The following is a 25,885-nucleotide window of genomic DNA, read 5'->3' as shown; positions in this document are numbered from 1 at the left end:
GAACTATCCTATCGGTCGATGGTCAGCAGCGCGCCGCGAAAGCGGGACACGCAGGGCATGATCTTGCGGGCGTGATCCTCGGGGCCAAGCCAATGGTCGCGATGTTCAATCTCGCCGTCGCAGGCAATCACATCGGTTTCGCATTGCCCACAAGCGCCGCCCCGGCACAGCCAGGGGGCGTCGATGCCCACGGCCTCAATCGCCTCAAGCAATGACTGATGCGCGCCGACACGGATATGTTTGGCCGATGCCGCACAAAACACCTCGAAGGGGGCACCGGACGCGGGGGCAAGGAATTCCTCGGAATGCAGCGCGTCCTCGGGCCAGCCCATCGCGCGGGCTGTGTTCAGCACGGTGTCGATCATGCCACCCGAGCCGCAGACGTAAAGATGCGTCCCTATCGGCTGCGCCGACAGAATATCGCCCAGCACCATGCGCGAGCCTTCGTCGCTGACATGCAGATGCGTGCCTGGCGGCACGGTAACGGCCTCGGCGCGGTGGCGGGTGGCATAGTGCAGTTCGTAATCCGCCCCCATCCGCGCCAGTTCCGGCACCTGCGCCAGAAAGGGGGTAATGCCGACCCCACCCGCGATCATCAGATGTTTACGCGCACTCAGATTCAGCGCGAAAAGATTGACCGGCGCGCCGATCCGCAGCCGGGTACCGGGCTGGACCTGTTCGTGCATGAAACGCGATCCGCCGCGCCCCTGATCCTCGCGCTGGACGGCGATTTCATAGCCCGAGCTGTCGAACGGGTCCGAGATCAGCGAATAGGCATTACGGCGCAGCGTATCGCCATCGGGCATTTCGACCATGACATGCGCACCGCCCGAAAACAGTGGTAGGGGCGCACCATCGGGGTGTTCGAACCGGAAACGGGTGATGCGCGAGGTAAGAGCCTGCCGCGCGGTAACGACCAGATCGAGGCTCATAGGCAGATCTCCACCGCTTCCGGGATGACGCCGGGCGTTTCGGCATCGACGCAGACGCCCTGATAGGCCCCGATCCGGCGCGAGAAATGATCGCGCACGAACAACGACCGCCCACAGCCGGGGCAGGTATAGGGATCGATCGTCACGTCCTCGGCAATCGTCTTGCAATGGACGCATTGCATCCGCCGGGCGGGCCCGCCGCGATGTTCGGCCTGAATCGCCCCGGCGGATAGCCCATGCGCCAAAAGCCGCGCCTGCGCCTGCGCGATCACCCCCTGCGATCCGGCCAGAAAGACCTGAAGCCCCATGCGGGCATCGGCCAGTGCCGCGTCGATCGTCGCATCCAGATCAGCACTGGCCCGATAGCTGCGGGCCAGATTGCGCAGCCCGGCGTCGGGGGTCGCGGTAACATGGATCACCGCCGCCCGGGCCATCAGATCGGGCGCGGCGCGGCCCAGATCGCTCAGCGCCCCGGCACCGGCGTCATCGCAGATCATCAGTGCCGCCGAACAGGGGCGCGGTTCCAGCCGCGCATAGCTGGGGCGGCTGACAAAGGCAGAAGAAGGGGGAAGGCTGCTCATTCCATTCGTCCTGATGCGGGTTCGGGCCGCCGGGCTGCCCCGGCGACCAAAGGGCGATCAGCCCTTGGCGGTGCGGCGTTTCTTTTCTGGGTCGTAAAAAGGCATGGCCGAGGTGGTGGCCGCGATTTCGCCATGTTCGGCGCAGTTGACGACCAGAGCGGTGCCCTCATTGGCGCAATCGACCGGCAGACGGGCAATGGCGACGGTCCAGCCATTCAGGGCCGAGCGCATCGCCTGCGTGACCACGCCGATCTGTTGACCATCGCGCAGAACCGGCGCGCCATTGCCCGGCACCTTGTCGCCATCCAGCCTCAACCCCCAAATCCTGAAGCGTTCCTTGCCCTTCAGCCGATAATGCTCATCCGCGCCCCGGAAGCCTGTCTTGCCGGGCGAGACGGTGAAATTCAGCCCCAACTCCCATAGCGTGTCGCCGCCAGGCTGATCGTCGAAAGGATACATTTCCGAATTGTCATAGGGGAAGAACAGCAGATAGCTTTCGGTGCGCAGCAGATCCAGCGTGGTAAAGCGGCAGGGAATGATGCCCATCTCCGCGCCTTCGTCCAGAATCCGGTCCCAGATCATCGGCGCGTCCTGTCCGCGCACGAACAGCTCATATCCACGTTCCCCCGTATAGCCGGTGCGCGAAATCATCGCGGGCTTGCCGAAAAGCGAGGTCTGCATATGCGCGAAATAGGGTAGCTCGCGGATGCCCGGGACATGGCGTTCCAGATAATCGACCGCCAGCGGCCCTTGCAGCGACAGATCATGCAGATTGTCGTCAAAGCGTATCGACACATCTCGCCCCGAGGCATACATTGCCAGTTGCTCATGCCCCGCGCCCGCGCCATGCACGACCATGAAGGCATTCGGCCCGGTGCGATAAATCACGCAGTCATCGACGAATTTTCCCGCATCATTCAGCATCGCCGCATAGACCGAGCGGCCCGGCATCAGCTTTTCCATGTTGCGCGTGGTCGCGCGGTCGATGACATGGCTGGCGGCAGGGCCGGTCAGGTGAACTTTTTTCAGCCCCGACACATCCATCAGCCCGGCCTTGGTGCGGATCGCCATATATTCGGCATCCGCATCACCGTCATAGGACCAGGCGGTGCCCATGCCCGACCAATCCTCAAGTTCCGAGCCAAGCGCGCGATGCCGATCGCCAAGGGCCGAAAAACGCCAGGATGCAGTCATGTTAACCTCTCTGTTATGGCCCGCTCAGGAACGCGGGCGTTCCTTTTTGGGGTCGTAATGGGGGAATGCGGTGATCCGCGCGGGCAGGCGCTTTTGCTGGCCGTCGAGCTTGCCGACCTCAATTTCGGTGCCCTCGGCGGCATGGGTGATATCAACGCGCGCCAGTGCGATCTGCGCATCCAGCAAGGGCGACCACATGGCCGAAGTCACCTCGCCCACCTGCGCACGACCGATATGCAGACAATCGCCGTGACCCACCGATTCGCGGCTGTCGATAAGCAGGCCGACCAGCTTGCAGCGCGGGTTTTCCTTGCGCCGGATAAGCGCCTCGCGACCGATGAAATCGTCAGGCTTGGATTTCAGCGGCACGGTAAAGCCGATGCCGGCTTCGAACGGGTCGGTCTGATCGGTGAATTCGTAATCGGCAAAGATCAGCCCCGCCTCGATCCGCAGCAAATCCAGCGCGGCAAGGCCCATCGGGCGCGCACCAGCGCCCTGCACCGCCGCGAACACCTCGGCCCCGTCCTTGGGGTGACAGAATATCTCGTAACCCAATTCGCCGGTATAGCCAGTGCGCGACACGACCACCGGCGCGCCTTCGGGACCGCCGATCCGGCCCACGGTAAAGCGGAACCAACCCAGTTCGGCAATCGCCGTCTGATGCGGCGCGGTCCAGATGACTTCGTCCATCAGATTGCGGCTGGCCGGTCCCTGCACCGCCAGATTGTGCAACTGATCGGTGGAACCGCGGACCATCACGTTCAGCCCAAGCGCGGCGGCCTGTTCACGCATCCATTCGCCGCCATAATCTGATCCGCCAATCCAACGGAACCGCTGAGGTCCCAGACGGAACAGCGTGCCATCATCGATCATCCCGCCATGGGGATAACACATCGCGCTATAAACCACCTGCCCGTCGCCCAGTTTCTTGACATCGCGCGTCAGCACCCATTGCAGCAACGCCTCGGCATCGGGACCGGTGACCTCGAATTTCCGCAGCGCGGACAGGTCCATAAAGGCCACGCCCTCGCGGCAGGCGCGGTATTCCTCGACCGGGCTGGAGCCGGGGAAAGTGTTGGGCAACCAAAAGCCCTTATAGTCCACAAAATCGCGGGTCAGAGCGGCGAACTGGTCGTGAAAGGTGGTCTCTCTGGTCATCACAGGGTCCGAATCGGGCATGGGGCGCCATGCGACGGCGCGGGAAAACCGCTCGGCGGCGGCATAGCTGCGGATGTGAATATCACTCAGATACCAGCCATTCGCGGGGCTGGTGTCGTCGGGGCAGGCCGATGAGACGCAGACGATATCGGTCAGCGCCCGCATCAGCACATAATCGCCAGGGCGCGACCATGGCTCATCGCTCATCAGCACGCCATGCGCGTCGATCCATGTGTTGTAAAAGAAATTCGCTGCCATCCAGCCCCGGCGCGGATCGACCCCGTAATGCGCCAGCGCGGCATTGAAATTATCGGAACAATTCGCATGGCCGGGATAGCCGATATCGTCGTAATATTTCGCCGCACAGGCCATCGCAAAGGCATCATGGCGCCCGCAAGTGTCCTGCACTACCTCGACCAAGGCCGTCGCGTCCTGATCGAAATATTTGGCATACAGCCCCGGCATGGCATAGCTGTGGCCCAAAAGGGTGCGGGTCGTGGTGACATCCAGCGGGTTCTGGACGCCTCGATCCAGCTTGCGCGCGTCGAAACATTGGAAATCGGTGCATTGGCGCCCGTCCACGTCGATGATCTGGATATACTCACCGGCGCGGACCAGATAGCTTTCGGCGGTGGCCGATTTGACCCGCAGATCCAGCAGCGGATCGGCCAGCGGATCGGGTAACTCAAAGCCGGTCCGTCGCGCGGGATCGGCGCGCTCGATCAGCAGGGTCAGCGGGCTGGCCGTGTCGCCCGAGCCTGGGTCCATCGGGGCAGCGGGCGCACAAAGGATCAGCCAGCCCGCCGCGCTGGCAGTGAAATCCGCACTGTCGCCCGCCGGGCTATCCGCCCCGAACAGGCTCAGCGCGCAGCGCCCGGACAGATCAATTCCACGCGCGGCAATCCCACGCGCCAGCCGGCGCAGGCTGTCATCGTCCCCCGACAGCGCCCGACGCAGGCCATGCGGCTCATCCGTCGCGGTGCCCAGCAACGGTGCAGCGCGGCCCGACAGATCGGCGGTCACGATCTCGGCGCGTTGACCACCCTCGGTATTGGTCAGGCTCAGCCGGTCGCCCGCCGCCAATGCCACCAGCAAGGCCCCGCCGCCCTGAACGGTGTGACGCTCGGGCGCGCCTGAAAAACTCGTCTGACGGGCACGGCTGGGGCGCGGAGGGCCGGGGCGGAACAGGCGCGGATAGGTGATCTGGGTCATGCTGCGGGCCTTATGCGGTCAGTTCTGCAAATAGGTCGCCATGCTGTCGTCCAGCGCATCCCGCCACGGCGTATGATGGGCCGGGGCCATCGTGCCGGTGATGACCGAGCGATAGCTTTTATTACGAAAGGCCATGATGTCCTGTGCCTTGTGTTTTTTCCATTCAAAGAACGCTTCGCAGGCGCCATCGACATCAAATTCCGGGTAATCAGTCTCGGAAATCAACTCCTTGACGTAATCACCCTGATAACGGATCGCATATTTCGCATCATCGCCTGCCTCTTCGCGCGCCTCGCGCTCGGCTACATCGGCCAGCATAACCTGCTTATCCTCGGGCAGCGTGATACGGCCCAGAATAATATCGCGCACGTACCATGCCTGCGCATCGAACATATTGAAGGTAAACCATTGATCCTGCATCCCCAAATAGAACATTCTGGGGTTGTAAACATAGGCAACACCCTTATACAGATCAGCCGTCGCCAGCCGGTTGGCGGTTTTCAAGCGCAGATCATCGGGCAGGAATGGAAAATAATGACGGTAACCGGTGCAAAGAATAATCGCATCGACATGTTTCGACGTTCCGTCCTGAAAATAGGCAGTCTTGCCCTCGACCTTGACCAGCCCCTGCTTTTCCTCCCAATTCTCGGGCCATTTGAACCCCATCGGCACACTGCGATAGCAAGAGGTCACCGTTTTTGCGCCGTATTTCCAGCATTGCGACCCAATGTCCTCGGCCGAATAAGAGGCCCCAAGAACCAAAACATCCTGCCCCGAAAATTCGCGGGCATCGCGAAAATCATGGGCATGAACGATGCGGCCATAAAATTGGTCGAAACCAGGGTATTCCGGGACATTGGGACTGGAAAAATGCCCGGACGCAACGATGACATAGTCAAACCGCTCTTTATAAACACGATCGCTTTTCATGTCGTGGATGGTGATCGTAAAGTCCTGACATTCCTTGTCATATTCCACCCAACGCACTACGCTGTCAAAACGAATCCAGCCCCGCACCCCGGCCTTTTTCACCCGACCCTCGATATAGTCGAACATCACTGCGCGCGGCGGGTAAGAAGCGATTTGCTTTCCGAAATGTTCCTCGAACGAATAATCGGCAAACTCCAACCCTTCCTTTGGTCCGTTCGTCCACAGATAACGATACATCGAGCCGTGAACCGGCTCACCATATTCATCGGTACCGGTGCGCCATGTGTAATTCCACAGCCCGCCCCAATTCGACTGCTTTTCAAAACATACGACCTCGGGAATTGCAGCGCCTTTGCGGGTGGCTGACTGAAAGGCACGAAGTTGGGCAAGACCAGAAGGCCCAGCACCGATCACGGCGACGCGTTGCGTCATCTTGAAGCTCCCTGTTGTTCTAAGGCGGCCCTTTGGGCGCTGTTCTTATAAGATCATGGAACGATGATTCGTCGTGTGGGTCAATATTTTTTCCTCAAGGGAATTAAATTTATGCCGCTTCCATGACTTACGCCCAAGGATTAGGCACAGACCCGGCCGAGGGCATTTCACCCCAAGGCACGATGAAAAACGCCGCCGCAAAACTGCGGCGGCACAGGGGCGGGTCTAGCAAAAATCTCATATATCCAATGTGTTATCTCGCTCCCACTGGGATAGATGGGCGCAATAAGCATTCCATTCACGTTGCTTCATCTTGACATAGGCGACCGAAAATTCTGGACCCATCGCCTCGGTCAATTCGCTATCCTGCTCATAGGCGCGGAGCGCGTCCAACAGGTTCAGCGGCAACTTCGGCGCATCGGTCACCAAATGGCCTTCGGCATACATGTCGATATCCTGACGCGGGCCGGGATCGGCCTTGGATCGCATCCCCGACAGCCCCGCCGCAATGATGATCGCCTGCAACAGATAGGGGTTTACCGCGCCATCTGGCAAGCGCAATTCGAACCGGCCGGGGCCGGGGACACGCACCATATGAGTACGGTTGTTTCCCGTCCAAGTGACCGAATTGGGCGCCCATGTTGCCCCCGAAACCGTGCGCGGAGCATTAATGCGTTTATAGCTGTTGACAGTCGGATTGGTAATTGCAGCCAAGGCCGAGGCGTGTTTCATAATCCCGCCCAGAAAATGCCGCCCGTCATCCGACAGCGACAATTCCTTGCTGTCATCGGCAAAGGCATTGCGGCCATCCTTTGTCCAGACCGAGATATGCGCGTGGCAGCCGTTTCCCGTCAAACCCATGATCGGTTTGGGCATGAATGTTGCCCGCAGCCCATGTTTCTCCGCGACCGAACGCACCATGAATTTGAAAAAGGAATGCTTATCCGCCGTGCCCAAGGCCGTGTCATATTTCCAGTTCATTTCAAACTGGCCATTGGCATCCTCGTGATCGTTCTGATAAGGCTCCCACCCCAGCTCGAGCATATAGTCGCAAATTTCCGCAATCACGTCATAGCGACGCATGATCGCCTGCTGGTCGTAACAAGGCTTGACAGCAGTATCAGAGGCATCCGAAATCTCGCAACCTTCAGGACTCAAAAGAAAAAACTCTGGCTCAACCCCGGTTTTTACCTCCAACCCCATTTCGGCGGCCTCGCCCACCAGCCGGGTCAGCACATTGCGCGGTGCCTGTTCCAGAACGCCATTCCCGCTCATCACGCAATTCGAGGCCAGCCAGGCGACATCCTTTTTCCACGGCAATTGAATAACCGAGGCCGGATCGGGGATCGCCAGCATATCGGGATGCGCGGGCGTCAGATCGAGCCAGGTCGCAAAACCAGCAAAACCTGCGCCATCCTGCTGCATATCGGAAATCGCCTGCGCGGGCACCAGTTTAGCGCGCTGTCCGCCGAAAAGATCGGTATAGGTTACCATGAAATATTTAACGCCGTTTTCGCGGGCATATTCGGAAAGATCGGTCATTCGTATTTCCCCGTCGTGAGAATGAAATGCCGGGGCGGAATACCTTGTCCCGCCCTCTAGCCATTCGTTCAAAAACCGTTCTGGCCCGGAACCCAGCTTGTTCCGGCCAGCGGCACGCCGGCCATGGCGGCGGCCTCGATGGTCAGGGCGCACAGATCCTCGGGTTCCAGATTATGGACATGGCTTTTGCCGCAGGCGCGCGCGATGGTCTGACATTCCAGCGTCAGTACCGACAGATAGTTGCGCAGCCGCCGGCCGGCTTCGACTGGATCAAGGCGCTTCATCAGCTCTGGGTCCTGGGTGGTGATGCCCGCCGGATCGCGCCCCTCGTGCCAGTCGTCATAAGCCTCGGCCGTAGTGCCAAGCGCGGCATATTCGGCGCCCCATTTCGGGTCATTCTCGCCCAAGGCGATCAGCGCCGCCGTGCCGATGGCAACAGCATCCGCGCCAAGCGCCAGCGCCTTGGCCACATCGGCACCGTTGCGGATGCCGCCCGACACAACCAGTTGCACCTTGCGGTGCATACCCAGATCCTGCAACGCCTTGACCGCCGGGCGGATGCAGGCAAGCGTCGGCTGGCCGACATGCTCGATGAACACATCCTGCGTCGCGGCTGTTCCTCCCTGCATCCCGTCCAGCACGACGACATCGGCCCCAGCCTTGACCGCCAGCGCAGTGTCGTAATAGGGCCGCGCACCGCCGATCTTGACATAGATCGGCTTTTCCCATCCGGTGATTTCGCGGATTTCAAGGATCTTGATTTCCAGATCGTCAGGCCCGGTCCAGTCGGGATGGCGACAGGCCGAACGCTGGTCGATTCCGACCGGCAAGTTACGCATCTGCGCTACCCGCTCGGTGATCTTTTGCCCCAGCAGCATCCCGCCACCGCCCGGTTTAGCGCCCTGCCCAACAACAATTTCAATCGCATCGGCGCGACGCAGATCGTTCGGATTCATGCCGTAACGGCTGGGCAGATACTGATAGACAAGCTTTTCGGAATGGCCGCGTTCCTCGTCGGTCATGCCCCCGTCGCCGGTAGTGGTCGAGGTCCCCGCCATAGTCGCGCCCCGGCCCAACGCCTCTTTCGCGGGGCCGGACAGGGCGCCAAAGGACATGCCGGCGATGGTCACGGGGATTTTCAGCTCGATCGGCTTTTTCGCAAAACGGGTGCCAAGCGTGACCGAAGTGTCGCATTTCTCGCGATACCCTTCCAGCGGATAGCGGCTGATCGAGGCGCCCAGAAACAGCAGATCATCGAAATGCGGCACACGGCGTTTCGCACCGCCGCCCCGGATGTCGTAAATCCCGGTCGCAGCGGCGCGGCGGATTTCTGAATTGGCCTCGGCGCTGAAGGTCCAACTGTCGCGCGGCGTGGTGTGAGGGGTCTTTTCCATCGCGTAATCCTCAATATTCGCCGGCGTGATCGACGTGGAAGTTGTAAAGCTTCCGGGCCGAGCCATAGCGTTTGAATTCTTCGGGTTTGGCATCAGCACCGGCGCGATCCAGCAACGCGCGCAGGGCCTCAAGATGTTCAGCCCGCATCTCTTTTTCGATGCAATCAGCGCCAAGCGATTTGACCGAGCCGCGCACGAACAGTCGCGCCTCATAAAGACTGTCGCCCAGCGCATCGCCCGCATCACCCAGCACGACCAGATTGCCCGACTGTGCCATAAAGGCCGACATGTGGCCGATATTGCCATGCACCACGATGTCGATGCCCTTCATCGAAATTCCGCAGCGGCTGGAGGCATTGCCCTTGATGACCAAAAGCCCCCCCTGTCCGGTCGCGCCCGCATATTGGCTGGCGTCGCCCTCGATCACGACTGTGCCCGACATCATGTTTTCGGCCACGCCCGGCCCGGCTGAGCCGGTCACATGCACGGTCGCCTGCTGGTTCATTCCAGCGCAGTAATAACCGGTCGAACCTTTGACGGTGACGGTAATCGGTGCATCCAGCCCGACCGCCAGCGCATGCGCGCCGCGCGGATTTTCGATCACCCATTCGGTTTGATTGGTGTTTTCGGCCTGCGCCTGCAACTGGCTGTTCAGTTCGCGCAGTTCGGTCGTGGCCATGTCGATAATCTGCATCTTAACGTTCCCAGAAATAGACGGTGGCGGGTTCGGGTTCCCAGACGCGGGCAGATTCGATCCCCGGCAGGTTGACCAGCGCGCGATATTCGCTGCCAAAGGCGACGTAATCGTCGGTTTCGGCCATCACGGCGGGCTTGCAGGCGATGGGGTCGCGGACGACGCCAAAGCCGTTCTTCGTGCCAACGACAAAGGTAAAGAAACCATCCAGATCGTCCAAAGTGCCTTCCAGCGCGGCGCCCAGATTGGCGCCCTCGGCCAGACGGGATGAGATATAGCAGGCCGCCACCTCGGTATCGTTCTGGGTCTGCGGGGCAAAACCCTTTTCACTCAGCACCCGGCGCATCTGGTTGTGATTCGACAGCGAACCATTATGCACCAGACACTGATCGTCGCCGGTCGAAAACGGATGCGCGCCAAGCGTGGTAACGGCGCTTTCGGTGGCCATGCGAGTATGGCCGATGCCATGGCTGCCGCCCATCTCGCGCAGATGAAAGCGCGCGGCGACATCCTTGGGCAGGCCGACCTCTTTATAGATCTCCATCGCATGCCCCGCGCCCATAACCCGGATGCCCTTTTCGGCTAGAAAAGCGCGGACCTCGGTTTCGCTGTCTTCGGGCAGGTGCAGCACGGCATGGGTATCGACGACACGCATCGCTACATCGCCGCCCAGTGCCGCCGACAGCACCTTATCCAGCCCGGAAAAGGTTTCCTCGGGAGTATCGGATTGGATGGTCATCTTCAGCCCTGCGCCGTCATCACCATAAATCGCAATCCCCGCGCTGTCGGGACCGCGATCGGTCATGGTAATCAGCATATCGGTCAGCATGTCCCCCAGCCTGGGGTGCAGTTTCTCATTCTTGAGGAACAATCCAACAATCCCACACATTTAGGTCTCCGTAAGAAGATAAGGTATGCTCTTTTCTTAATAGGAATATTAATTTCTTCAAGTGGAATTTAATTTGAGGGGCAAAGAGCTGTCCTTTCGCGACAAATGCTCGATCTTGAGGCAAAATCTTCTTGCGCGGCCCGTTTCTGGCCAAAATTTGTGCATATTGGGATCGTACATGCCCTTGCGCTTTCCGGCACCCGGTTGCGGCAAGATTCCGCACCCAGTCGCGTGAGGATTTGACACCGAAGGATAGAAGAATGTCGTCAGAGCTTCGTCGAAGCTGGCATCGCACCTGCTTCGTGCTCCCGCAGCACCGCAAGGCTCCTACGAAACGCAGGCGGGTGCGATCGCGGCCATTGCCCCTAAGATCGGCTGTATTCCCCAGACCCTGCGCGAATGGGTCAGAAATCCGCCAAGGCTGCCGCATCTCAGGCGAAGGCCAGTCATCGGTAGCCCAGACACCGTCTCGCGTCGGGATATCCAACTCGAAGCCGATCGCTGCGCGGAACGAGAATCCGAGAGCCAGGACCGCCGTCAACCGATAGGAACCGCTGAGAGCGATGTGGTATACGGTCTGGCTGCGCAGCCATCGAGCCGTGCGATCCAGCGGCGCGAGAAGATTTTCGGCCCACTCCATTCTCGACGGGAAGGTCCCGTCCCGCCCGGAAAATGCACTGGCGTCTATCTCAAGGCTCCGCTCGTTCGCTTCATTGCGATCGGACCGGATGTGCAGCGGGAAGCTCTGCGGCAGCGGAAGTGGACGTCCTAAAGTGTCCTTGATCGTCTAGTGCAGGATGGTGCGTCCAAGCGGTGCGCCGATGGAGCGCCGGGCCAGCGCGCTCAACGCCTCAAACGCTTCCCCGACCCATCTGGATGACGCATCAAGGGAGGGATGGACTCGATCGGGTTCTATTCTGAACGGTGTGACGGCCGCGTCGCGATCCGGCAGATTGCCCTCGCTGACTTCGGCCGACCCGGCAACGAAGGCCCCAAGAGGATCGCCGTAGTATCCATGAGCTGTTTTCGCAGTTCGGCATCGCTTGCTGCCGTCACATCGGCAAAGGGGGCGTAGAAAGGCCGGGCCTTTCGTACACGATTAGGATCTCGGGCAAGCCAACTGACAGTCAGCGGCAACCGTGGCGTGACTAAACACTCGGCCGTCGAGAGCTTCTTCAAATCGCTGAAGGCCGAATCGGTCTGGTGCCGAGACTGGCACACCCGTCGTGAGGTCGAGATTGCCCTCTTCGAATACATCAACGGCTTCTATAATCCACGGCGGAAACATTCGACCTTGGGCTGGAAATCACCCGTGGCCTTCGAACAGAGGGCCGCCTAACATGAGCACCCAACCGGAACGGAACCGGGACAGGTCCAATCGGCGCCCGCAGGATAGGTGATCAGCAGCCACTCCTGTCGTGCGAGTGGCTGGATACGGCGCATCACCCCTTCGGTGGGGCCGGTGCCGCAGCGGCGAAACAGCGGCAGCAGTTCCATCGGAGAGAGTACCCCTTTGCCTACGACAACCTCTTTGCAACAGCGCACGGCAGGGATTCTAGTCAGGATCCGGAGCCGCCACGCGTCGGCCCATCCGGCGACGTCGGCGATATTGCAACCCCAGCGGGCGGTGACTTCGTGAACGGTGAAATAGACGCGCGGCGGCAAGCCCATGAACGGTACATCCTCATCAAGACAGAGGATCGGCTTTGCTCAAACCATCTGCAGCCCGCACCACGAAGGTGCGGGGGAAAACATGATCGGTGACAACGCCGTTGGGGGCGCCAAAGCGCCTCGACCCTGCCAGAATGCCGTTCCGATAGACCTGTTATGCTTTTGGTTGAGGGCTGCTCTCCTCAAGGATGCACCGTGCCGCGGGCTTCGATTCGGAGCAAGGGGGTGGTCCAAATGAAGCTGTGGATAAGGCTGGCAGGTGCGTGAAGCTGCGCATCACCGCTTTCTGCCGCTGAGGGCGGCAAGGCTTTGTGCATGAAAATGCATGGAAAAACAGTTCGCCAGAGGCCTCGCTTGGGCTGCATTGTGTCAATGAGGCAAATTGTGTGAATCGTGAAGTAACGCGATTGACGAAGGCGCGGATTGGCATATATACATGAGACAACAAATATGATTTCACGGAGATTGCCTCATGCGCAAGGTCGTCAGAGAGTATCAGCAGCTGTGTCGTGCTGAAGGTGTTGACTTGCTCGGCATCGAGCCGCGCGGTCGTCACTACGCTCTTCATTTCGAGAGAGGGTTCCTCATCGCGGCATCTACGCCCTCCGATCACCGTGCGCGTCACAACCTCCGCGCCATGATCCGCCGCCTGCACGCTTGAAGGACAAGACCATGAACATGCCCGCCCTGACCCCCGAAACCATGACCGCCGAACAGCGCCGGGAGACCTGGTTCCACCGCGAACTGGCCGGATACTTCAGCGCCGATAACATCGACTACCGGCAGAACTGGGACTACGGACCCGAGCTTCTCGAGCTTCTCGCCTCCCGTTTCCGCGTGATCGAGATGATCCTCGGCGCAGAGGACGTCGCGCCGCATCTTTTCGCCATGCTGCATGGTCCCGATGTCGAGGGCGAGACCTGGCGCGAGGCGTTCGAGACTTATGACCCGGTTCTGACGCCGCACTGGACGGGCACGAAGCTGATCGACAACGCGGGCATCTACGGCCTCTACGGTGTGCTTCCTGCAGAAGTTCAGTTCGATGCCCGCAAGCCTTGGGTTGATACGCTGGCGCAGCAGCTTGACCAGTTCCGGCAGATTGCGAACCCGGAGCCGCAGGGCGTGATTGCCCGGATCATCAATCTTGCTCTTTCGCGCCACGCCATCGACACCGGCGCGGGCGAGGTCGACCTGCAGTCGCTCGCCCTGTTCGGCGGCGTCACGGAAGGCCGGATCCGGAACATCCTGTCCAGCGGTGATGGCGGGCTGGAGAAGGTCGGTCAGCGGGTGACGGCCGTCAGTGCAGCCTCGTGGCTGAAGGGGCGGAAGGAGTTCTTTGCCTCGATCTGGCAGCAGCCCGATGAGGCGGCGCCCGAGGCGCCGAGTCCGGATTTCTCGGGCGAGGTGGTCTTCGTCCCCGTCGCCGCTGACGGCAGCCACTTCCATCCCGGTCTCGCGCGCGGCGGCAAGTTCATGATCGGTGCGAAGGGCGAGGAGGTCTCGTACCCCTCCTTCAACGAGGCGCTGTCTGCCCTGCAGAAGATGGCCACGCCGCGCTGGCGGCGTCCGAACGAGGCGGGCAACTGGGGCATTGTGTCGGGGCGCGACTGGAAGCGCATCGAGCGCCGCCAGCTGATGTCGATGTGATCCGGAGTTTGAAGATGCTTTTCTCTGCCGAAGACCTGCTGTCCGCCCTGCTCGAAGCGGCGCCCCGCCCGACCGTTCAGGCACCGCGCGATGCACGTGGCCTTTACGGCCTCGTCGATCACCATGGTGATCTTCGCTACATCGGTTCGACCAGTTCGACCGATCAGACCCTCTACGAGCGGATCCACCAGCGCCATCGCACCGGCTCGGAAGGCATGAGCCATTACTTCTCGGCCATGTACAACACCGGCCGGATGTGGCGCGACCGCAAGGATGCGCTGACCAAGGCTGACGGTGATATCGCCAAGGCGCTGCGCAACGAATTTGTCGTCGATCACTGCCGCGCGGTCTGGCTTCCGTTGCCCGACACCGTCGATATCGCGCGGCTGGAGGCCGAGGTGCTCTCTCTCGCGCCCGATCATGCCATCGCCTGGAACCGGCGCCGGATGCAGGTCTACGACGAGCCGGTCGATCTGGTCGAGGCCACGCTGCGCCGCCTTGGATGGGGCGCCCGGGAATTGGCGGCAATCGAACGGCAGCGCCTGCGCTTCCTTTCCGCGATGGTTGGTGCTGTAGAGGCGCCTTCGCCGAAACGCGCGGTCATCCGGCAGACGCGTGTCACGCCCTTTCCCGAGGGCCCGTTTCGCTTCTTCGCGCTGGACGTCGAGACGGCGAACAACGACCGTGGCAGCATTTGCCAGATCGGTGTCGCCTGCGTGCGCCCCGACAATTCCATCGAGACCTGGGTGACCTATGTTGATCCGCAGGTGGATCACTGGGTGTTCACCTACCTCCATGGAATCAGTGCCCGCATGGTGCAGGGCGCCCCGACCTTTGCCGAGGTGCTGCCGGTCCTGCGGGATGCCCTGAACAGTGCGACGGTCTATCAGCACTCGGGCTTTGACCGCAGCGCCGTCGCGGCCGCCTGTGGAGACTGCGGCCTGCCGGTCCCGCAGTGGGACTGGCGCGATAGCGTCCACGTCGCCCGCGCAGCTTGGCCTGAGTTGCGGGGCAACGGTGGACACGGTCTCGCAAGCCTCAAGCAGCATCTTGGCCTCGTGTTCGAGCACCATGACGCAGGTGAGGACGCCCGGGCGGCGGCGGAAGTGGTCCTCCGTGCCGAAGGTGTTCAGCCTGTTCGCACGCAGATTCCGGTTCAGGCGGGCCGGGTGATGATTGCGGACGACGAGGACTTCGACCTGATCGAGGACAGCGGCGCCACTGTGGAGATTCTCCACGAGCCCTTCGCCGCACCGATGCGGTCGGATGCAGTCCCGCGCCGGCACAGAGGGCGCCACATCGGCACGACCGAAATCACGCAGGGCAACATCGACAACAACCACATCTATCTCAGGAGCTTCTTCGAAAGGTTTCCGGCTGATGCGATCGGTGGATCAAACCGTGCCTCGGCCGCCCAGCGCGAAATCGCCGTCGACTGGGGTGGAGCGGCCGTTGTCATGACAGACCTCGATGGTCAGAAGAAGTTTTTCCGCAAGCGCGGCTGGATCCGGGAGTTCTTCGAACGGCATGGCGTTCGCGCCGGGGACATGGTGACGGTCGAGGAAGTGGCACCCTACAGTTATCGTGTGCGCTCCAGCGGCGTCTTTCCTAGGAATGGATCAAAGGCTGCGGGATAATGGCTTCAAGCAGAATCCCGCGGCCTTGTTCCAGGCAATCACGCGAGTAAGGGGCAATGGCCGAGCGCAATGACATATCGGGCCTTCTGGCCTTCATCAGCCGTGAAGGTGACTGGCGGGAACGGTTGCAGGATGTGGTCGCCGAACATTTGTTGCCTGCGCTTGAGGAATTCGAGATCGATCAGGACGGCTTGGCCGACCTGCTGGGCGAGCAATGGTCAGGCGTCTTATGGGGGTGCGGGTTCGAGGATTTCCTTGGCCAGCGCTATGAGGACGGCAACATCGTCGATCTCTATCTGAAGCGCCGCGGCTGGAAGGAAACGGCGCTGAACAGGGCCTATTTCGCCGCGCTAAGGGATGCGCCGGTCAGTCTGTATGAAGTCAGCGATGTCCAGCCCGGGGCGTCTATGGTGCTGCGGGACTTGCTGCCGGATGCCGCACCCGTAACGGTCAGAGAGAAATCCGCCACGCGGACGCTGAAACAATGGGACAGGATTGCCGTTCGGGTGGTGGCCGAGCGCGATTACCATGTCATCTCCGGGGCGCTGTTGCCCTTCCGGGCCGAGGCGGTAGATCTTCTTTTTACCGGGCTTCGCGATGCCCTGAAGCTGAAGAAACGAGATGGGCTGCGGCTTTCGCACGATCAACTGATGGGCTGCGCACCCATCTTCACTTCCGCCTGGCTGTTCATCGAGATTGACCGTGCCCTCAGCCCGGCACAGCCGCAGTTCACCAATTCGGAGGGCGACGATGTGCTGTTCCACGATCTGCGCTACCCGCTTGCCAGCGGCGTGACGCAGAAAGCAGTGGCGGAGCGTTTGGACCGGGTGAAGGGCCTCCTGGCCGAAGTTATGGAACTGGCTGGCTACTCGTAAGGCGCGCGGTGGAAAGGCGGGGGGTGGAATCATGCTGGACACGCAGATGGAGGGGGCCACCGTGCTGGGCTCGCTGGAACTGACGGGTAAGACGCTGCTCGTGACCGTCAACTCGGCCGAGCGGGCGGCCAAGGTCCAGACGTTGATCGGCGCGGCCGCCGGGGATCTGCTGAGGGCACCGTTGACCACGATCCGGACGGTTGAGCAGATGCGGGCCGACCAACGGCGTGACAGGCCAAGTGACGCCGCCGATGAAATCCCGCCCGAGATCGCGCGCCAGCTCATGCGGGATCACTTGGACAAGCATTACCGCGAAACGCTGGACGCGCCGATCCCGGCACTGGGCGGCAAGTCACCGCGCCAAGCGGTGCGCACGTCCGCGGGACGCGAGATGGTGATCGAGTGGCTGAAGCTGCTGGAAAACCGCAGCGCCGGGCGTGGAAAGGGCCCCATCGCCGAGTACGATTTCAGCTGGATGTGGGTCGAGCTTGGACTGCAGGAACATCGGAAATGAAGGCCGACATGACGGTCTGCGATGGTGATCTGCGGGGGAGGGCGCGTGGGCTACATCAACACCACATCAACCTGCGACTGCAGGCTTCGCACCGGTCTTGCGTGTGAATCCGTGCGAATGCTGATGTTTGCGAAGACGAAAATCACGCCAGAACAAAGGTTTGCATTGTAAGTCTCTGGTTTTTCTGACTATTCGGTTTTGCCCTTCCATGGGCTTATAACCTGAAGGTCATAGGTTCAAATCCTATCCCCGCAACCACTGATACCAACACTCCCGAGCGGGTCCCGCCGGGAGTGTTTGTTTTTGTAGCCGCTCCAATGGCTTGCCGCTCGGTCCAGCTCAAAATCTGACCCAGTTCTCCGTGCAACGTCGCGTAAATCTCGCCTCGCTCCGGTCCCGGTGTCAGCACGATCTTCTCGATCAGCATACGCAGAGCCTCGCTTGCTTGCTGGCGCTCTGCGGGGTGGTTGAGCGCCTCGGTCAGTTGTGCGACCTTCTTTGCGTAGATGCCTGAGGCCACGGGCAGCAAGGCAGGCTTGTTCTCCGGTATCGCGTTGAGTTGGGATGCAAGTTCCGCCTTGCGCGCCTCCAGCCCGGTCATCTTCTCCTTCATCGACGGATGATACATGCCATCCGCAACCGCCACAGCCTAGCGCTCTGCCATGTTCCCACCAATGAAAGGTTGAAGGCCAGCAAAGCGAGCCGGTCGAAGTCGAGAGAATGCTCGAAGCTGATTGCTTGGAACACTAGTTCGTCAAAAGCGATCAAGTCGACTGCACGATCAGTGAAGTTAAAGAGAAAGAAGTTGGCAGGGATGAAAAAGTTTAACCCCTTGGCCTCAAGTCGTTGCCGAAACACGCCGCGCGGCACGTCGTGCCGGTCATCCTCAAAACCAACGCGAATGGCCCGGTGCAAAGCCGACAAGCCTTCCCCCTCGTTGCCCCAACCAAAATTCTTGGTGAAGCTTCCTGGGTGCCATTCCTGTGTATGGTCGTCGGCCATCATTGTCTCCTGATAGCCCCCCTTAGCAGCTATCGGTTCGGCTGACTGCGCTTGAGCATCTCTCGAGGCTTGAGCTAGGCGTCTTTTTTGCTCTCAACGAATGGGTTCGTAGTGGCGGAACAGGTGCTGCATTGGAAACCAAGGTGAATGGCGGAGCTGTGCCATTCGGCACAGCCTGACTTCGTTCATCTTGGCGCGTGGCGCCAAGATAGGCCCCCGCATTCCCGAGGAAAAGACTGGTTCTCGGGGGTCAGATGCACCGCTTACGCTCGACCGAGATGGTCGCGCCCGATATTCTCTGTTGCAGATCATGTCGCAGGTGTCTTCATCACTTGCGACAATGACGTGCGACACGAAAGGGCCGGCAAAACCGGCCCTTGGCGAGATGTTGCAGGTTTTAGGATTTCCGCGACAGAGAAGATGAATCCCGCCGTTCGCGCTGGTCAAATATCGAACCCGATCTTGATACGCCGATTCTGTCGGCCTTTGTTGTCCACCTTGAGAATCCGCACCGGCCTTGCTTCTCCGGTCGATTTTAGATGCGTGCCGCCGCAGTCCTGACGGTCGATGTCTCCAATCTCCACGATGCGAACATTGCCATCGGCCTGACGGGCAGCGACACGGCTTTACTCCGGAAAAGACCGGGAACGGCGTTTGCAGCGTCCCATGACATCAAGAATTCTCTTATAGGCAAGTCCGCCCGTATGGTGTCATTGATCGGCCCCGCCAGCATGCGAAGCCGATCGACGTCCGAAGCGGGAAGATCGAAATCCAGCCGGAAAGTCCCGTCACCCGACAATTGGGCTCCCGTCAGCAACGCTCCGTCGAATGTCTGGAATACAATGCTGTTGGCGATGTGGGCCAACGTGTGCAGTTCACACATGAGGCGACGAAAACCGGCATCAACGGTTGATACGGACAGGGCCGGCGACCTCTGCCTCTCCCTCGAATGCGTGCCACCATCCTCGGTCGTCTCGCGTTACGCCTGTGATCGCTGCTTCTCCGTCTTCCCACTGGAACGAAGCCCGGTCGGGCAACTGACCACCTCCACCGGGAAATACGATCGACTGGTCCAGCAGTACCATGCCGGGGCGCGTGTCGATGACGCTGGTTTCCAGTGCGAGAAGATCGGCATGCGTCTGATAGAGGGGCTGCACGCTCATGGGTTATGACGCCTTCCGTTTCATGGCTTCAACGCCTTTTTCCATGAGCAGCGGAAGCGCGCCGGCGAGCAGCGCCCAGAATGCCGCACCGACGCCTAGCAAGGATATGCCGGACGCCGCCGTGATGAAGGTGATGAGCGCCGACAGCCGATGGCTCTCCCTTTCCATTGCAGTTGTCAGCGATGCCGCGAGGCTGGACAGCAGGGCCAATCCGGCCACGGCCTGAATCAGCAAGGGAGGCGATGCGACGATGAAGGCAGACGCGAAGCCGGCCAACGGTCCCAGCACGAGATAGGCAAAACCCGCCGCAACGCTTGCCAGATAGCGACGCTGCGGATCAGGTCCCGCCTCGGGACCTGCGCAGAGGGCGGCGGTGATGGCGGAGAGGTTGAGGCCATGGCCGCCGAACACCGCCGTGGCGATGCTGCCGAGCCCCGTCGACACGAATACATCACCGACCGGCGCTTCGTATCCGCTTGTCCTTAAAACGGCGACACCGGGCACGTTCTGTGATGCCATCGTGACGATGAATAGGGGGATGGCGATACCGAGTGCCGGCAGGAAATCGAAAACGGGCTGGATGAAGATCAGCTTCGGCCTCAAAAGGTCGAAAGCATCGGCCGGCATCGCGGTCGTGGCCACAACGATCACGCTCGCCACAAGAACAGCGACCACCACCGCATACCGGCGAACCAGGCACCACGCCAGCATCCATGCAAGGATGATCGGCAGCGCCAGACCCGGCAGTTGCGTAACAGCATGGACCGGCGCGAGGCAAAGCTCCATCAGGATGCCGGCGAGCATCGCGCTAGCCAGAGACAGGGGGATGGCCGAGACAGCTCTGCCGAGAGGACGCCATAGTCCGGCGATGACGATGAGAAGGCCGGTGATCAGAAAGGCCGTGACTGCAACGCCAAAGCCGCCACCCGGCACGCCAGCTCCCATCAGCAAGGCAGCACCCGGTGTTGACCATGCGATGCTGAGCGGCTGTCGGTGGCGTAAACCAAGATAGATTGCAAGAACGCCTTGCCTGACGCACAGAACCAGCAGGCTCGAAGCCGCTTCGGCCGGTGTTGCGCCGACGCCGGCCAGCCCCTGAAGCACGATGGCGAATGCACTGGCGAAGCCGACGACCGCCGCCAGAAGCCCGGCGGTAACGGGCTGGATCGCGGCTGCAGCGGTTAGAGGCGGGGCTGCGGGAGGTGAATGAGTCATTAGAAAACGGCTTTGAGCAGGGTGACAATGTTGGCTCAACCTGACATAATTGGATCCAATATACAAATGGATATTCGATCATGCCCAAGCTCGACCTGTCAGCGCTGATAGCGGAGGCCGGTGGCCGGCACCGCACCGCCACGGAGTTCGTGGAAGCAACCCTGCGAAACGCCATCCTCACGGGCCGGCTTCGCGGAGGCACGCCCTTACGTCAGGAAGACCTTGCCGCGTCATTCGGGGTGAGCCGGATGCCGATCCGGGAAGCACTCCGGCAATTGGAAGCGCAGGCGTTGCTGGACTTCGTTCCGCACAAGGGTGCCGTCGTGACGGAAATCTCGGCTGCCGATGCCGCCGACATATACGCCATCCGGCTCGCGCTGGAACCGGCAGTTCTTGAGCGGTCAATTCCGCATCTAACCCCCGCCGAGTTCGAGCGCGCCGGTGATCTCATCGCCGAAATGGACAGAGGGGGAGACCCCGGCCGCATGGGCGAACTGAACCGTCGCTTCCATATGACGCTTTACGGTGCGGCGGGCCGTCCAAAGCTGATCGCGCTGACGGAAAGCTACCTCGCTTCTTTCGACCGTTATTTACGCTTCCAACTTGCAGCCAAGGGACGCGCTCACCTGTCGCAGGACGACCACCGGGAAATGCTGGTCGCGGCAAAACAAGGTGATGCAAAGCGGGCCATCGAAACATTGCGCCACCATCTCGGTGCTGCTGCCGACAACATCGTGGCTTTCTTCGCCGGACAGGAGTGAAGTCTGTCGCGAAAATCCCGAAACTTGCGACAGTTCCACGTTACTGGATCAACGCCCTTCTTCAACCGCCTGTTCGAGAATCCGCCGATAGCCGGTTTTCGTCATCCACCGCGCGCGGGCGAGATGGCTTTCCCGGCAGCGCCGGCTGCGCGCCGGATCGGCGACGGGATCGCGGTGCAGAACGATCTGCGCCACTTCGGTCCAGTCCGCACCTTCCGCGTCCGCGTCGAGCAGGCGCAGATAGGTCACGAAATGCTCTCCATCGTAGATCGTAATGTCGGGGCCGGTCGGGGCTTCGTCCTCGACATCGGGATCGAGTTCCGGTCTGACACGCATGGGCATGTCTCCCTCTTCGCCTGGATGGTGTCCGCGGTGCGCCCCCGCAAACCATCCTTGTCACCCTGGTGATCGGGGAGTTCGAAACCGTGACTAGACGGCCCCGTGGCCTTTAGGCGGGTAGCCCTGGACATACGCCACGGGCTCCCCGACCATAAGGTCAAGGAGTGTGGTGCCGTTCTGGCTGGCACCAGCCACTAGTCAGGGGTTTCGACGCCCCGGAGCAGCGCGTCTGCTCTGCGCGCAATCTATCCGGTCGAAGGCTGAAAGTAACCCGGTTTGTGAAAGCAAGAGCTAAGGGCGCTGCCCTCGCGCGGCACAAGGAAACTCTCCGGCCTTTCGCGGCATAAACGGCCTGCTCCCCGCAAGCGGGTCCCCTCCATTTATTCCACGGTGCCAAAGACTTCTCTTGCGCCTTGCTACCCCTGGCTCGCCGCCGGGCAAGGGTTCAGGAGCGGCGCTTCGCTGCTCTGAACCCCAAACCCGAGGATTAGAGACATGACCGGCAACGCCAACACCCCCCGCAATGTGATTTTCAATGGTGATTGCATCGACGTGATGCGGTCTTTCGACAGGGGAACGGTTGATTTCATCCTGACCGATCCGCCTTATCTCGTGAACTACCGCAGCCGCGACGGCAGGAAGGTGGCGAACGACGACAACGCCCGTTGGCTTCGCCCCGCGTTCAACCAGATGCACCGCGTCTTGAAGGATGGAGGTTTCGCCGTTTCGTTCTACGGCTGGAACAAGGTCGATTTGTTCATGGACGCATGGAAGGCGGCAGGCTTCCGCGTTGTCGGGCATATCGTGTTCCGCAAGCGTTATGCGTCGTCGTCGAAGTTCCTGCGCTACCAGCACGAACAGGCTTACTTGCTGGCGAAGGGCAATGTTTCCCTGCCCGATAATCCCATCCCGGACGTGATCGACTTCCCCTATGCGGGCAACAAGCTGCACCCGACGCAAAAGCCGGTCGAGGCGTTGCGCCCGTTGATCGAGGCTTTCACGAAGCCCGGCGACCTGGTGCTGGACCCTTTCAGCGGCAGCGGTTCCACTTTGGCGGCAGCGCAGCAGCTTGGCCGCGACTGGATCGGCGTCGAGCTGGACAGCCGGCACCATGAGACGGCCAGCAAGCGGCTTGCGTGGATGCAGCGGCAGCACGAACGGGCGGCCGCATAGGATCGCCCCTTTCCCCCGACATATGCGCCCATCCGAGCGGCGAGCGCATCACCCTCACCATTCATATGAAAGGGCATGATATGCGCTGGATTGTTACGGTTGATCATCATGGCGGCTGCATCGGCATGGGGGAGGACGCGGACGGCGTTCCTGCCCGTGGCGCCCCCGAACAGGGCGACGCCCTACTGATGGAGTTCCGGCTCTACGAAGCAAACGGGAATCTTCTCTTTGAAGGTCGTTGCGGCGACATTGATGCGGATTGGTGGCATGGCTTCGAGCCGCTGAATTACCTATGGCAGCCGTTCCGTTGCCGCCGCCTGTCCTATCGGCGCGCGGGGACGGATGAGCCGTGGCGCTGGCTGCGCCCGTAGGATAACCGCAAGACCGAAACACCAGGGCCACCGATCCAGATGGACTGGCGGCCTTCGCGTGTCCAGGCGCCGCCACGCCGAAAAAATCGCGCTCGCCGGGCCTCACGCCCCGGCTCGCCGGCTCTTGCCAGAGCGAAAAAGAAGCTGGCGCTGATAAGGCCGGACTCTCACTATATAATGCTGGCCTTGCTAGAGCTTGTTGACGTTTACCGCAAACGAATGACGGTTGCGGTAAACGTCAACAAGCTCTAGCGAACGCCACCGATTCGAGTGAACCAACAAGGTTGGTCCGGGCCTATTCGAAATAGACCAGTCGGCCGATCATGTTCCCCGGCCCGTCGGGGCCGTTGCAGTTCATCTCATACAGGTTGTCGTTCTGGATCAGTTCGGCCCCGTCGATGAAGATGTTGGCCTTGTTCGATTGCGGCCGGCACCAGCCCAAGTTTACGCCAGATTTGACGCCGCCTAGCTTGCCCGGCTCATTTCCGGTGACCTTATTTGTGCGGGCATTCATGTTGAAGGCCCGCAGCCCCGTCAGATCGATACTGCTGACGGTCCGGTCCGACCAGTCCAGCCGCGAGATGATCATATAGGGGATCGGAACGGCCGAGCCGCCGATCTGCGTCATGCAGACATCGGGGGCGAGACAGACGATGGTGGCGTTCTTGCCAGAATGACGTGCAGCGGATTGCATTTCTTCAACCTCTTACGATCTCGGCGGGGAAAAAGGCATCGCGGTCGGCCACCAGTGCCCGCCATAGCATCGTGGCGGTGGCACGGCCCTGGTCGATCGCCCCGATGTCGATGTCGACCGTGTCAAGCGCCATGGGGATCGCATCGCCCGTAGGGTGCGACTGTAAAGCAAGACCGACCCTGGGCAAGGCCAGCGTCACTGTTTCATGCAGATGCGAGACGCCGCGCAATTGCAGGGTCTCATTGCCTTGCAGATACGGCGCGATCTGCAAGCGTAGCGGGGCTGCATTCCAGAAGCCAAGATCGTAATTCAACGGCATGCGGGGATGGCGGTCGCGTTGCCAGGCATCGTCGAAGGTGCCGGCACTGGCCTGGCGCGGCAGCCAGCCCTTTGCCACGGGCATTGTGCCATGTACGGCCATGGGCGTGAAGGGTTGGGCGGCCATGAACTCTGCCAACAGCCCGATCTGAGGCGCGGCCCAACCGTCAACGTCCCGCGCCGCGGGTTCGGTCATGAAGCCCTGCCCGGCAGGATTCTGCTTGAAGAACATCACCTGATCGCGTTGCCTGCACGATCCGCCATAGGCCAGCGCATAGGTCAGCGGTACCTCGGCCGTCAGTTCGGGCTGGTCAAGCCGCCAGCGCGTCATGATTTTCCGCCAGCGCGACGGCCCGCGCACATGAAAGCCATAGAACAGCCTGTCAGGAATGCTCACCGAAACCGGCCAATCGCGCCGCGCCGTACTGTCAAAGCTGCGGGCGCTTCCCCTGATCGTCAGGTCGGTCCTAGGCTTGAACGGCGCAATGTCCTGTTCGCGCAGCAGGGCGCTGGTGGCCGGGTCGCAGCCCTCGAACAGGTCGGCCATGTCCAGGGCGGGCGGCTGCGATACCCGCGCGCCGTCGTTCGACAGCACGAAGGCCGCCTTTACCACCACCACGCCGACCTCGCTGTCATCGGTATGCCAATGGGGGAAGCTGATATGAGAAAGCGGAAGCTTGGATGTGGTTTTCATCGGCCTGTTGCATCAAATTGGCGCGCCATTATTACCGCGACCACGTCAAAGTTCCTCTTGCGGTGGCCGCAGAAAGGTCCCCGCCGCATCCTCTGCGGTGATGGTGTCATCGCCCCAGCCACTGCGGCCGAGCGAGAACAGGCTTTGCGGATCATCCAGCCCCGGCCCGTCATCCGCCACACGGATTGCCGCCCCGAATTGCGGATCATCGATCTGATCGACAGCAACCCGCGTCGCCCCGGCACGGCGGGCATTCTGCAACAGCTCGTTCAGGATATCGTCGAGCGAGGCATTGAACAGGCGCCCGACCTTGTCGATGGCCTCGGGCGCAACATGGGCGTGGAAGGAATAAGGGATCATAGGGAAACTCCGCAATCAGGGTGAAGGCCCCGCAGACTCTCTCGCTCCGCAGGAACCACCCCGATCACGGCACCGCTCTCGCTCTGTCCTTGTTCTGTTTCCGGCCGATGCTGGCGCCAAGCATAGTTCTGCTGAAGCACCGCCCAGCCTCTCATGAGATCACGCGAATCACGTGGCCCTGCGCTTTGGCCGAACAGCCCCAAACCTGCCTCGACGCCGCATGACAGACTGTCCTTTTCCTACGCCAGAGCGCGCGCCAGTTTGATGATCGGCTCACAAGGATTGCCCCATCCGGGATCGAGCGGCTTTGCTGGGTTCGGAGAATGCAGAAGGCGGTGCGGCGAGATGGCACAAAAGCGCAGAACAGCAAAGACAGTTCCGCGAGGGACGTTCTCCCCTGAACTGACCGCATCATCCGACACCGCCATCCGATCCCTGGCCCGGCTGATCGGTCGCCAGATCGCCCGCGAACAGGTCGAGCGCAAGCTGGCGC

25 protein-coding genes and 2 pseudogenes are annotated in these 25,885 nt (G+C 61.0%); 8 read left to right on the top strand and 19 right to left on the bottom strand.

Annotated elements, in window-relative coordinates; translation table 11 throughout:
- Nucleotides 1-8: 8 nt before the first annotated feature.
- The 10 genes and pseudogenes from Q4G24_RS14310 to Q4G24_RS16655 all read right to left on the bottom strand — a co-directional run.
- Nucleotides 9-932 carry a PDR/VanB family oxidoreductase gene (locus tag Q4G24_RS14310; RefSeq protein WP_303367219.1) on the bottom strand — a complete coding sequence of 308 codons (924 nt, stop codon included), beginning with the start codon at nucleotides 930-932 and terminating at the stop codon, nucleotides 9-11.
- Nucleotides 929-1,513 (bottom strand): dimethylamine monooxygenase subunit DmmA family protein, encoded by a 585-nt coding sequence (locus Q4G24_RS14305; RefSeq protein WP_303367218.1) that lies wholly within the window; start codon nucleotides 1,511-1,513, stop codon nucleotides 929-931. Before Q4G24_RS14305 ends, Q4G24_RS14310 begins: the two co-directional genes overlap by 4 nt.
- Nucleotides 1,514-1,570: 57 nt before the next feature.
- Nucleotides 1,571-2,707: an aminomethyltransferase family protein gene (locus tag Q4G24_RS14300; RefSeq protein ID WP_303367217.1), complete on the bottom strand. Its 1,137-nt coding sequence runs from the start codon at nucleotides 2,705-2,707 to the stop codon at nucleotides 1,571-1,573.
- A 24-nt stretch (nucleotides 2,708-2,731) separates the two neighbouring features.
- The gene (locus Q4G24_RS14295) at nucleotides 2,732-5,077 is read right to left on the bottom strand and encodes a DUF1989 domain-containing protein (protein WP_303367216.1); all 2,346 of its coding nucleotides are present in this window, start codon (nucleotides 5,075-5,077) and stop codon (nucleotides 2,732-2,734) included.
- Nucleotides 5,078-5,095: 18 nt separating this feature from the next.
- Nucleotides 5,096-6,439, bottom strand: a complete 1,344-nt coding sequence (locus Q4G24_RS14290; protein WP_303367215.1) for an NAD(P)-binding domain-containing protein — start codon at nucleotides 6,437-6,439, stop codon at nucleotides 5,096-5,098.
- Nucleotides 6,440-6,676: 237 nt separating this feature from the next.
- Nucleotides 6,677-7,981 carry a type III glutamate--ammonia ligase gene (glnT, locus tag Q4G24_RS14285; protein ID WP_303367214.1) on the bottom strand — a complete coding sequence of 435 codons (1,305 nt, stop codon included), beginning with the start codon at nucleotides 7,979-7,981 and terminating at the stop codon, nucleotides 6,677-6,679.
- A gap of 68 nt (nucleotides 7,982-8,049) precedes the next feature.
- Nucleotides 8,050-9,375 carry an FMN-binding glutamate synthase family protein gene (locus tag Q4G24_RS14280; RefSeq protein WP_303367213.1) on the bottom strand — a complete coding sequence of 442 codons (1,326 nt, stop codon included), beginning with the start codon at nucleotides 9,373-9,375 and terminating at the stop codon, nucleotides 8,050-8,052.
- Between the two features lie 10 nt (nucleotides 9,376-9,385).
- On the bottom strand, nucleotides 9,386-10,069 hold the full coding sequence (locus Q4G24_RS14275) for a GXGXG domain-containing protein (RefSeq protein WP_303367212.1): 684 nt from the start codon (nucleotides 10,067-10,069) through the stop codon (nucleotides 9,386-9,388).
- Nucleotide 10,070: 1 nt separating this feature from the next.
- The gene (locus Q4G24_RS14270) at nucleotides 10,071-10,958 is read right to left on the bottom strand and encodes a glutamine amidotransferase family protein (protein WP_303367211.1); all 888 of its coding nucleotides are present in this window, start codon (nucleotides 10,956-10,958) and stop codon (nucleotides 10,071-10,073) included.
- 463 nt (nucleotides 10,959-11,421) lie between these two features.
- Nucleotides 11,422-11,688: pseudogene (locus Q4G24_RS16655) on the bottom strand (SAVED domain-containing protein); the annotation flags it as partial.
- A gap of 423 nt (nucleotides 11,689-12,111) precedes the next feature.
- Here Q4G24_RS16655 and Q4G24_RS14265 point away from each other — a divergent pair.
- The 5 genes and pseudogenes from Q4G24_RS14265 to Q4G24_RS14245 all read left to right on the top strand — a co-directional run.
- Nucleotides 12,112-12,297, top strand: a pseudogene (locus tag Q4G24_RS14265) (IS3 family transposase); the annotation flags it as partial.
- Between the two features lie 1,004 nt (nucleotides 12,298-13,301).
- Entirely contained in the window at nucleotides 13,302-14,276 is a 975-nt protein-coding gene (locus Q4G24_RS14260; RefSeq protein WP_303367210.1) for a hypothetical protein, read from the top strand.
- Between the two features lie 14 nt (nucleotides 14,277-14,290).
- Nucleotides 14,291-15,913, top strand: coding sequence for an exonuclease domain-containing protein (locus Q4G24_RS14255; protein WP_303367209.1), 1,623 nt, complete (start codon nucleotides 14,291-14,293; stop codon nucleotides 15,911-15,913).
- A gap of 56 nt (nucleotides 15,914-15,969) precedes the next feature.
- Nucleotides 15,970-16,788, top strand: a complete 819-nt coding sequence (locus tag Q4G24_RS14250) for a hypothetical protein (RefSeq protein ID WP_303367208.1) — start codon at nucleotides 15,970-15,972, stop codon at nucleotides 16,786-16,788.
- Between the two features lie 31 nt (nucleotides 16,789-16,819).
- The gene (locus tag Q4G24_RS14245) at nucleotides 16,820-17,302 is read left to right on the top strand and encodes an antitoxin Xre/MbcA/ParS toxin-binding domain-containing protein (protein ID WP_303367207.1); all 483 of its coding nucleotides are present in this window, start codon (nucleotides 16,820-16,822) and stop codon (nucleotides 17,300-17,302) included.
- Between the two features lie 214 nt (nucleotides 17,303-17,516).
- Here Q4G24_RS14245 and Q4G24_RS14240 read toward each other — a convergent pair whose 3' ends face one another.
- From Q4G24_RS14240 to Q4G24_RS14225, 5 genes are all read right to left on the bottom strand, one after another.
- On the bottom strand, nucleotides 17,517-17,903 hold the full coding sequence (locus Q4G24_RS14240) for a hypothetical protein (RefSeq protein ID WP_303367206.1): 387 nt from the start codon (nucleotides 17,901-17,903) through the stop codon (nucleotides 17,517-17,519).
- 8 nt (nucleotides 17,904-17,911) lie between these two features.
- Nucleotides 17,912-18,304 (bottom strand): hypothetical protein, encoded by a 393-nt coding sequence (locus Q4G24_RS14235; RefSeq protein ID WP_303367205.1) that lies wholly within the window; start codon nucleotides 18,302-18,304, stop codon nucleotides 17,912-17,914.
- A gap of 443 nt (nucleotides 18,305-18,747) precedes the next feature.
- Complete coding sequence (locus Q4G24_RS16650) at nucleotides 18,748-18,888, bottom strand: hypothetical protein (RefSeq protein WP_368660946.1); 141 nt, start codon at nucleotides 18,886-18,888, stop codon at nucleotides 18,748-18,750.
- A 318-nt stretch (nucleotides 18,889-19,206) separates the two neighbouring features.
- Nucleotides 19,207-19,467 (bottom strand): hypothetical protein, encoded by a 261-nt coding sequence (locus Q4G24_RS14230; protein WP_303367204.1) that lies wholly within the window; start codon nucleotides 19,465-19,467, stop codon nucleotides 19,207-19,209.
- A 3-nt stretch (nucleotides 19,468-19,470) separates the two neighbouring features.
- Nucleotides 19,471-20,682, bottom strand: coding sequence for a benzoate/H(+) symporter BenE family transporter (locus Q4G24_RS14225; protein WP_303367203.1), 1,212 nt, complete (start codon nucleotides 20,680-20,682; stop codon nucleotides 19,471-19,473).
- Nucleotides 20,683-20,762: 80 nt separating this feature from the next.
- Here Q4G24_RS14225 and Q4G24_RS14220 point away from each other — a divergent pair, with 80 nt between their 5' ends.
- Nucleotides 20,763-21,443 (top strand): GntR family transcriptional regulator, encoded by a 681-nt coding sequence (locus Q4G24_RS14220; protein WP_303367202.1) that lies wholly within the window; start codon nucleotides 20,763-20,765, stop codon nucleotides 21,441-21,443.
- A 48-nt stretch (nucleotides 21,444-21,491) separates the two neighbouring features.
- Here Q4G24_RS14220 and Q4G24_RS14215 read toward each other — a convergent pair whose 3' ends face one another.
- Nucleotides 21,492-21,779, bottom strand: coding sequence for a DUF2285 domain-containing protein (locus Q4G24_RS14215; RefSeq protein WP_303367201.1), 288 nt, complete (start codon nucleotides 21,777-21,779; stop codon nucleotides 21,492-21,494).
- Between the two features lie 498 nt (nucleotides 21,780-22,277).
- On the opposite strand from Q4G24_RS14215, the gene Q4G24_RS14210 reads away from it, so the two are divergent.
- Together Q4G24_RS14210 and Q4G24_RS14205 are read left to right on the top strand one after the other, a co-directional pair.
- Entirely contained in the window at nucleotides 22,278-22,955 is a 678-nt protein-coding gene (locus Q4G24_RS14210) for a DNA methyltransferase (RefSeq protein ID WP_303367200.1), read from the top strand.
- 80 nt (nucleotides 22,956-23,035) lie between these two features.
- Nucleotides 23,036-23,326 (top strand): hypothetical protein, encoded by a 291-nt coding sequence (locus Q4G24_RS14205; RefSeq protein ID WP_303367199.1) that lies wholly within the window; start codon nucleotides 23,036-23,038, stop codon nucleotides 23,324-23,326.
- Nucleotides 23,327-23,621: 295 nt separating this feature from the next.
- Here the strand turns inward: Q4G24_RS14205 and Q4G24_RS14200 are convergent, their stop codons facing one another.
- Genes Q4G24_RS14200 through Q4G24_RS14190 form a run of 3 tightly spaced genes read right to left on the bottom strand, consistent with a single transcriptional unit; the run spans nucleotide 23,622 to nucleotide 25,392 of the window.
- The gene (locus Q4G24_RS14200; RefSeq protein WP_303367198.1) at nucleotides 23,622-24,020 is read right to left on the bottom strand and encodes a DUF4150 domain-containing protein; all 399 of its coding nucleotides are present in this window, start codon (nucleotides 24,018-24,020) and stop codon (nucleotides 23,622-23,624) included.
- A gap of 4 nt (nucleotides 24,021-24,024) precedes the next feature.
- Nucleotides 24,025-25,032, bottom strand: a complete 1,008-nt coding sequence (locus Q4G24_RS14195) for a DUF2169 domain-containing protein (RefSeq protein ID WP_303367197.1) — start codon at nucleotides 25,030-25,032, stop codon at nucleotides 24,025-24,027.
- A 45-nt stretch (nucleotides 25,033-25,077) separates the two neighbouring features.
- A complete protein-coding gene (locus Q4G24_RS14190) occupies nucleotides 25,078-25,392 on the bottom strand; it encodes a hypothetical protein (RefSeq protein ID WP_303367196.1) in 315 nt (104 codons plus the stop codon).
- Between the last annotated feature and the right edge of the window lie 493 nt (nucleotides 25,393-25,885).

This window comes from Paracoccus sp. (in: a-proteobacteria) (genome assembly GCF_030538695.1).
Classification (GTDB): Bacteria; Pseudomonadota; Alphaproteobacteria; order Rhodobacterales; family Rhodobacteraceae; genus Paracoccus.
Note: the sequence above shows the minus strand (reverse complement) of the source record. Positions and strands in the feature narration are given on the sequence as shown.

What these genes read in the sequence shown, in the direction of transcription:
- Q4G24_RS14295 (WP_303367216.1), bottom strand. Translation starts at nt 5,077, where the DNA reads ATGACCCAGATCACCTATCCGCGCCTGTTCCGCCCCGGCCCTCCGCGC.
- Q4G24_RS14280 (WP_303367213.1), bottom strand. Translation starts at nt 9,375, where the DNA reads ATGGAAAAGACCCCTCACACCACGCCGCGCGACAGTTGGACCTTCAGC.
- Q4G24_RS14240 (WP_303367206.1), bottom strand. Translation starts at nt 17,903, where the DNA reads ATGACCGGGCTGGAGGCGCGCAAGGCGGAACTTGCATCCCAACTCAAC.
- Q4G24_RS14195 (WP_303367197.1), bottom strand. Translation starts at nt 25,032, where the DNA reads ATGAAAACCACATCCAAGCTTCCGCTTTCTCATATCAGCTTCCCCCAT.
- Q4G24_RS14275 (WP_303367212.1), bottom strand. Translation starts at nt 10,069, where the DNA reads ATGCAGATTATCGACATGGCCACGACCGAACTGCGCGAACTGAACAGC.
- Q4G24_RS14190 (WP_303367196.1), bottom strand. Translation starts at nt 25,392, where the DNA reads ATGATCCCTTATTCCTTCCACGCCCATGTTGCGCCCGAGGCCATCGAC.
- Q4G24_RS14230 (WP_303367204.1), bottom strand. Translation starts at nt 19,467, where the DNA reads ATGAGCGTGCAGCCCCTCTATCAGACGCATGCCGATCTTCTCGCACTG.
- Q4G24_RS14245 (WP_303367207.1), top strand. Translation starts at nt 16,820, where the DNA reads ATGCTGGACACGCAGATGGAGGGGGCCACCGTGCTGGGCTCGCTGGAA.
- Q4G24_RS14220 (WP_303367202.1), top strand. Translation starts at nt 20,763, where the DNA reads ATGCCCAAGCTCGACCTGTCAGCGCTGATAGCGGAGGCCGGTGGCCGG.
- Q4G24_RS14310 (WP_303367219.1), bottom strand. Translation starts at nt 932, where the DNA reads ATGAGCCTCGATCTGGTCGTTACCGCGCGGCAGGCTCTTACCTCGCGC.
- Q4G24_RS14260 (WP_303367210.1), top strand. Translation starts at nt 13,302, where the DNA reads ATGAACATGCCCGCCCTGACCCCCGAAACCATGACCGCCGAACAGCGC.
- Q4G24_RS14255 (WP_303367209.1), top strand. Translation starts at nt 14,291, where the DNA reads ATGCTTTTCTCTGCCGAAGACCTGCTGTCCGCCCTGCTCGAAGCGGCG.
- Q4G24_RS14235 (WP_303367205.1), bottom strand. Translation starts at nt 18,304, where the DNA reads ATGGCCGACGACCATACACAGGAATGGCACCCAGGAAGCTTCACCAAG.
- Q4G24_RS14205 (WP_303367199.1), top strand. Translation starts at nt 23,036, where the DNA reads ATGCGCTGGATTGTTACGGTTGATCATCATGGCGGCTGCATCGGCATG.
- Q4G24_RS14300 (WP_303367217.1), bottom strand. Translation starts at nt 2,707, where the DNA reads ATGACTGCATCCTGGCGTTTTTCGGCCCTTGGCGATCGGCATCGCGCG.
- glnT (WP_303367214.1), bottom strand. Translation starts at nt 7,981, where the DNA reads ATGACCGATCTTTCCGAATATGCCCGCGAAAACGGCGTTAAATATTTC.
- Q4G24_RS14250 (WP_303367208.1), top strand. Translation starts at nt 15,970, where the DNA reads ATGGCCGAGCGCAATGACATATCGGGCCTTCTGGCCTTCATCAGCCGT.
- Q4G24_RS14270 (WP_303367211.1), bottom strand. Translation starts at nt 10,958, where the DNA reads ATGTGTGGGATTGTTGGATTGTTCCTCAAGAATGAGAAACTGCACCCC.
- Q4G24_RS14200 (WP_303367198.1), bottom strand. Translation starts at nt 24,020, where the DNA reads ATGCAATCCGCTGCACGTCATTCTGGCAAGAACGCCACCATCGTCTGT.
- Q4G24_RS14290 (WP_303367215.1), bottom strand. Translation starts at nt 6,439, where the DNA reads ATGACGCAACGCGTCGCCGTGATCGGTGCTGGGCCTTCTGGTCTTGCC.
- Q4G24_RS14225 (WP_303367203.1), bottom strand. Translation starts at nt 20,682, where the DNA reads ATGACTCATTCACCTCCCGCAGCCCCGCCTCTAACCGCTGCAGCCGCG.
- Q4G24_RS14305 (WP_303367218.1), bottom strand. Translation starts at nt 1,513, where the DNA reads ATGAGCAGCCTTCCCCCTTCTTCTGCCTTTGTCAGCCGCCCCAGCTAT.
- Q4G24_RS14215 (WP_303367201.1), bottom strand. Translation starts at nt 21,779, where the DNA reads ATGCGTGTCAGACCGGAACTCGATCCCGATGTCGAGGACGAAGCCCCG.
- Q4G24_RS14210 (WP_303367200.1), top strand. Translation starts at nt 22,278, where the DNA reads ATGACCGGCAACGCCAACACCCCCCGCAATGTGATTTTCAATGGTGAT.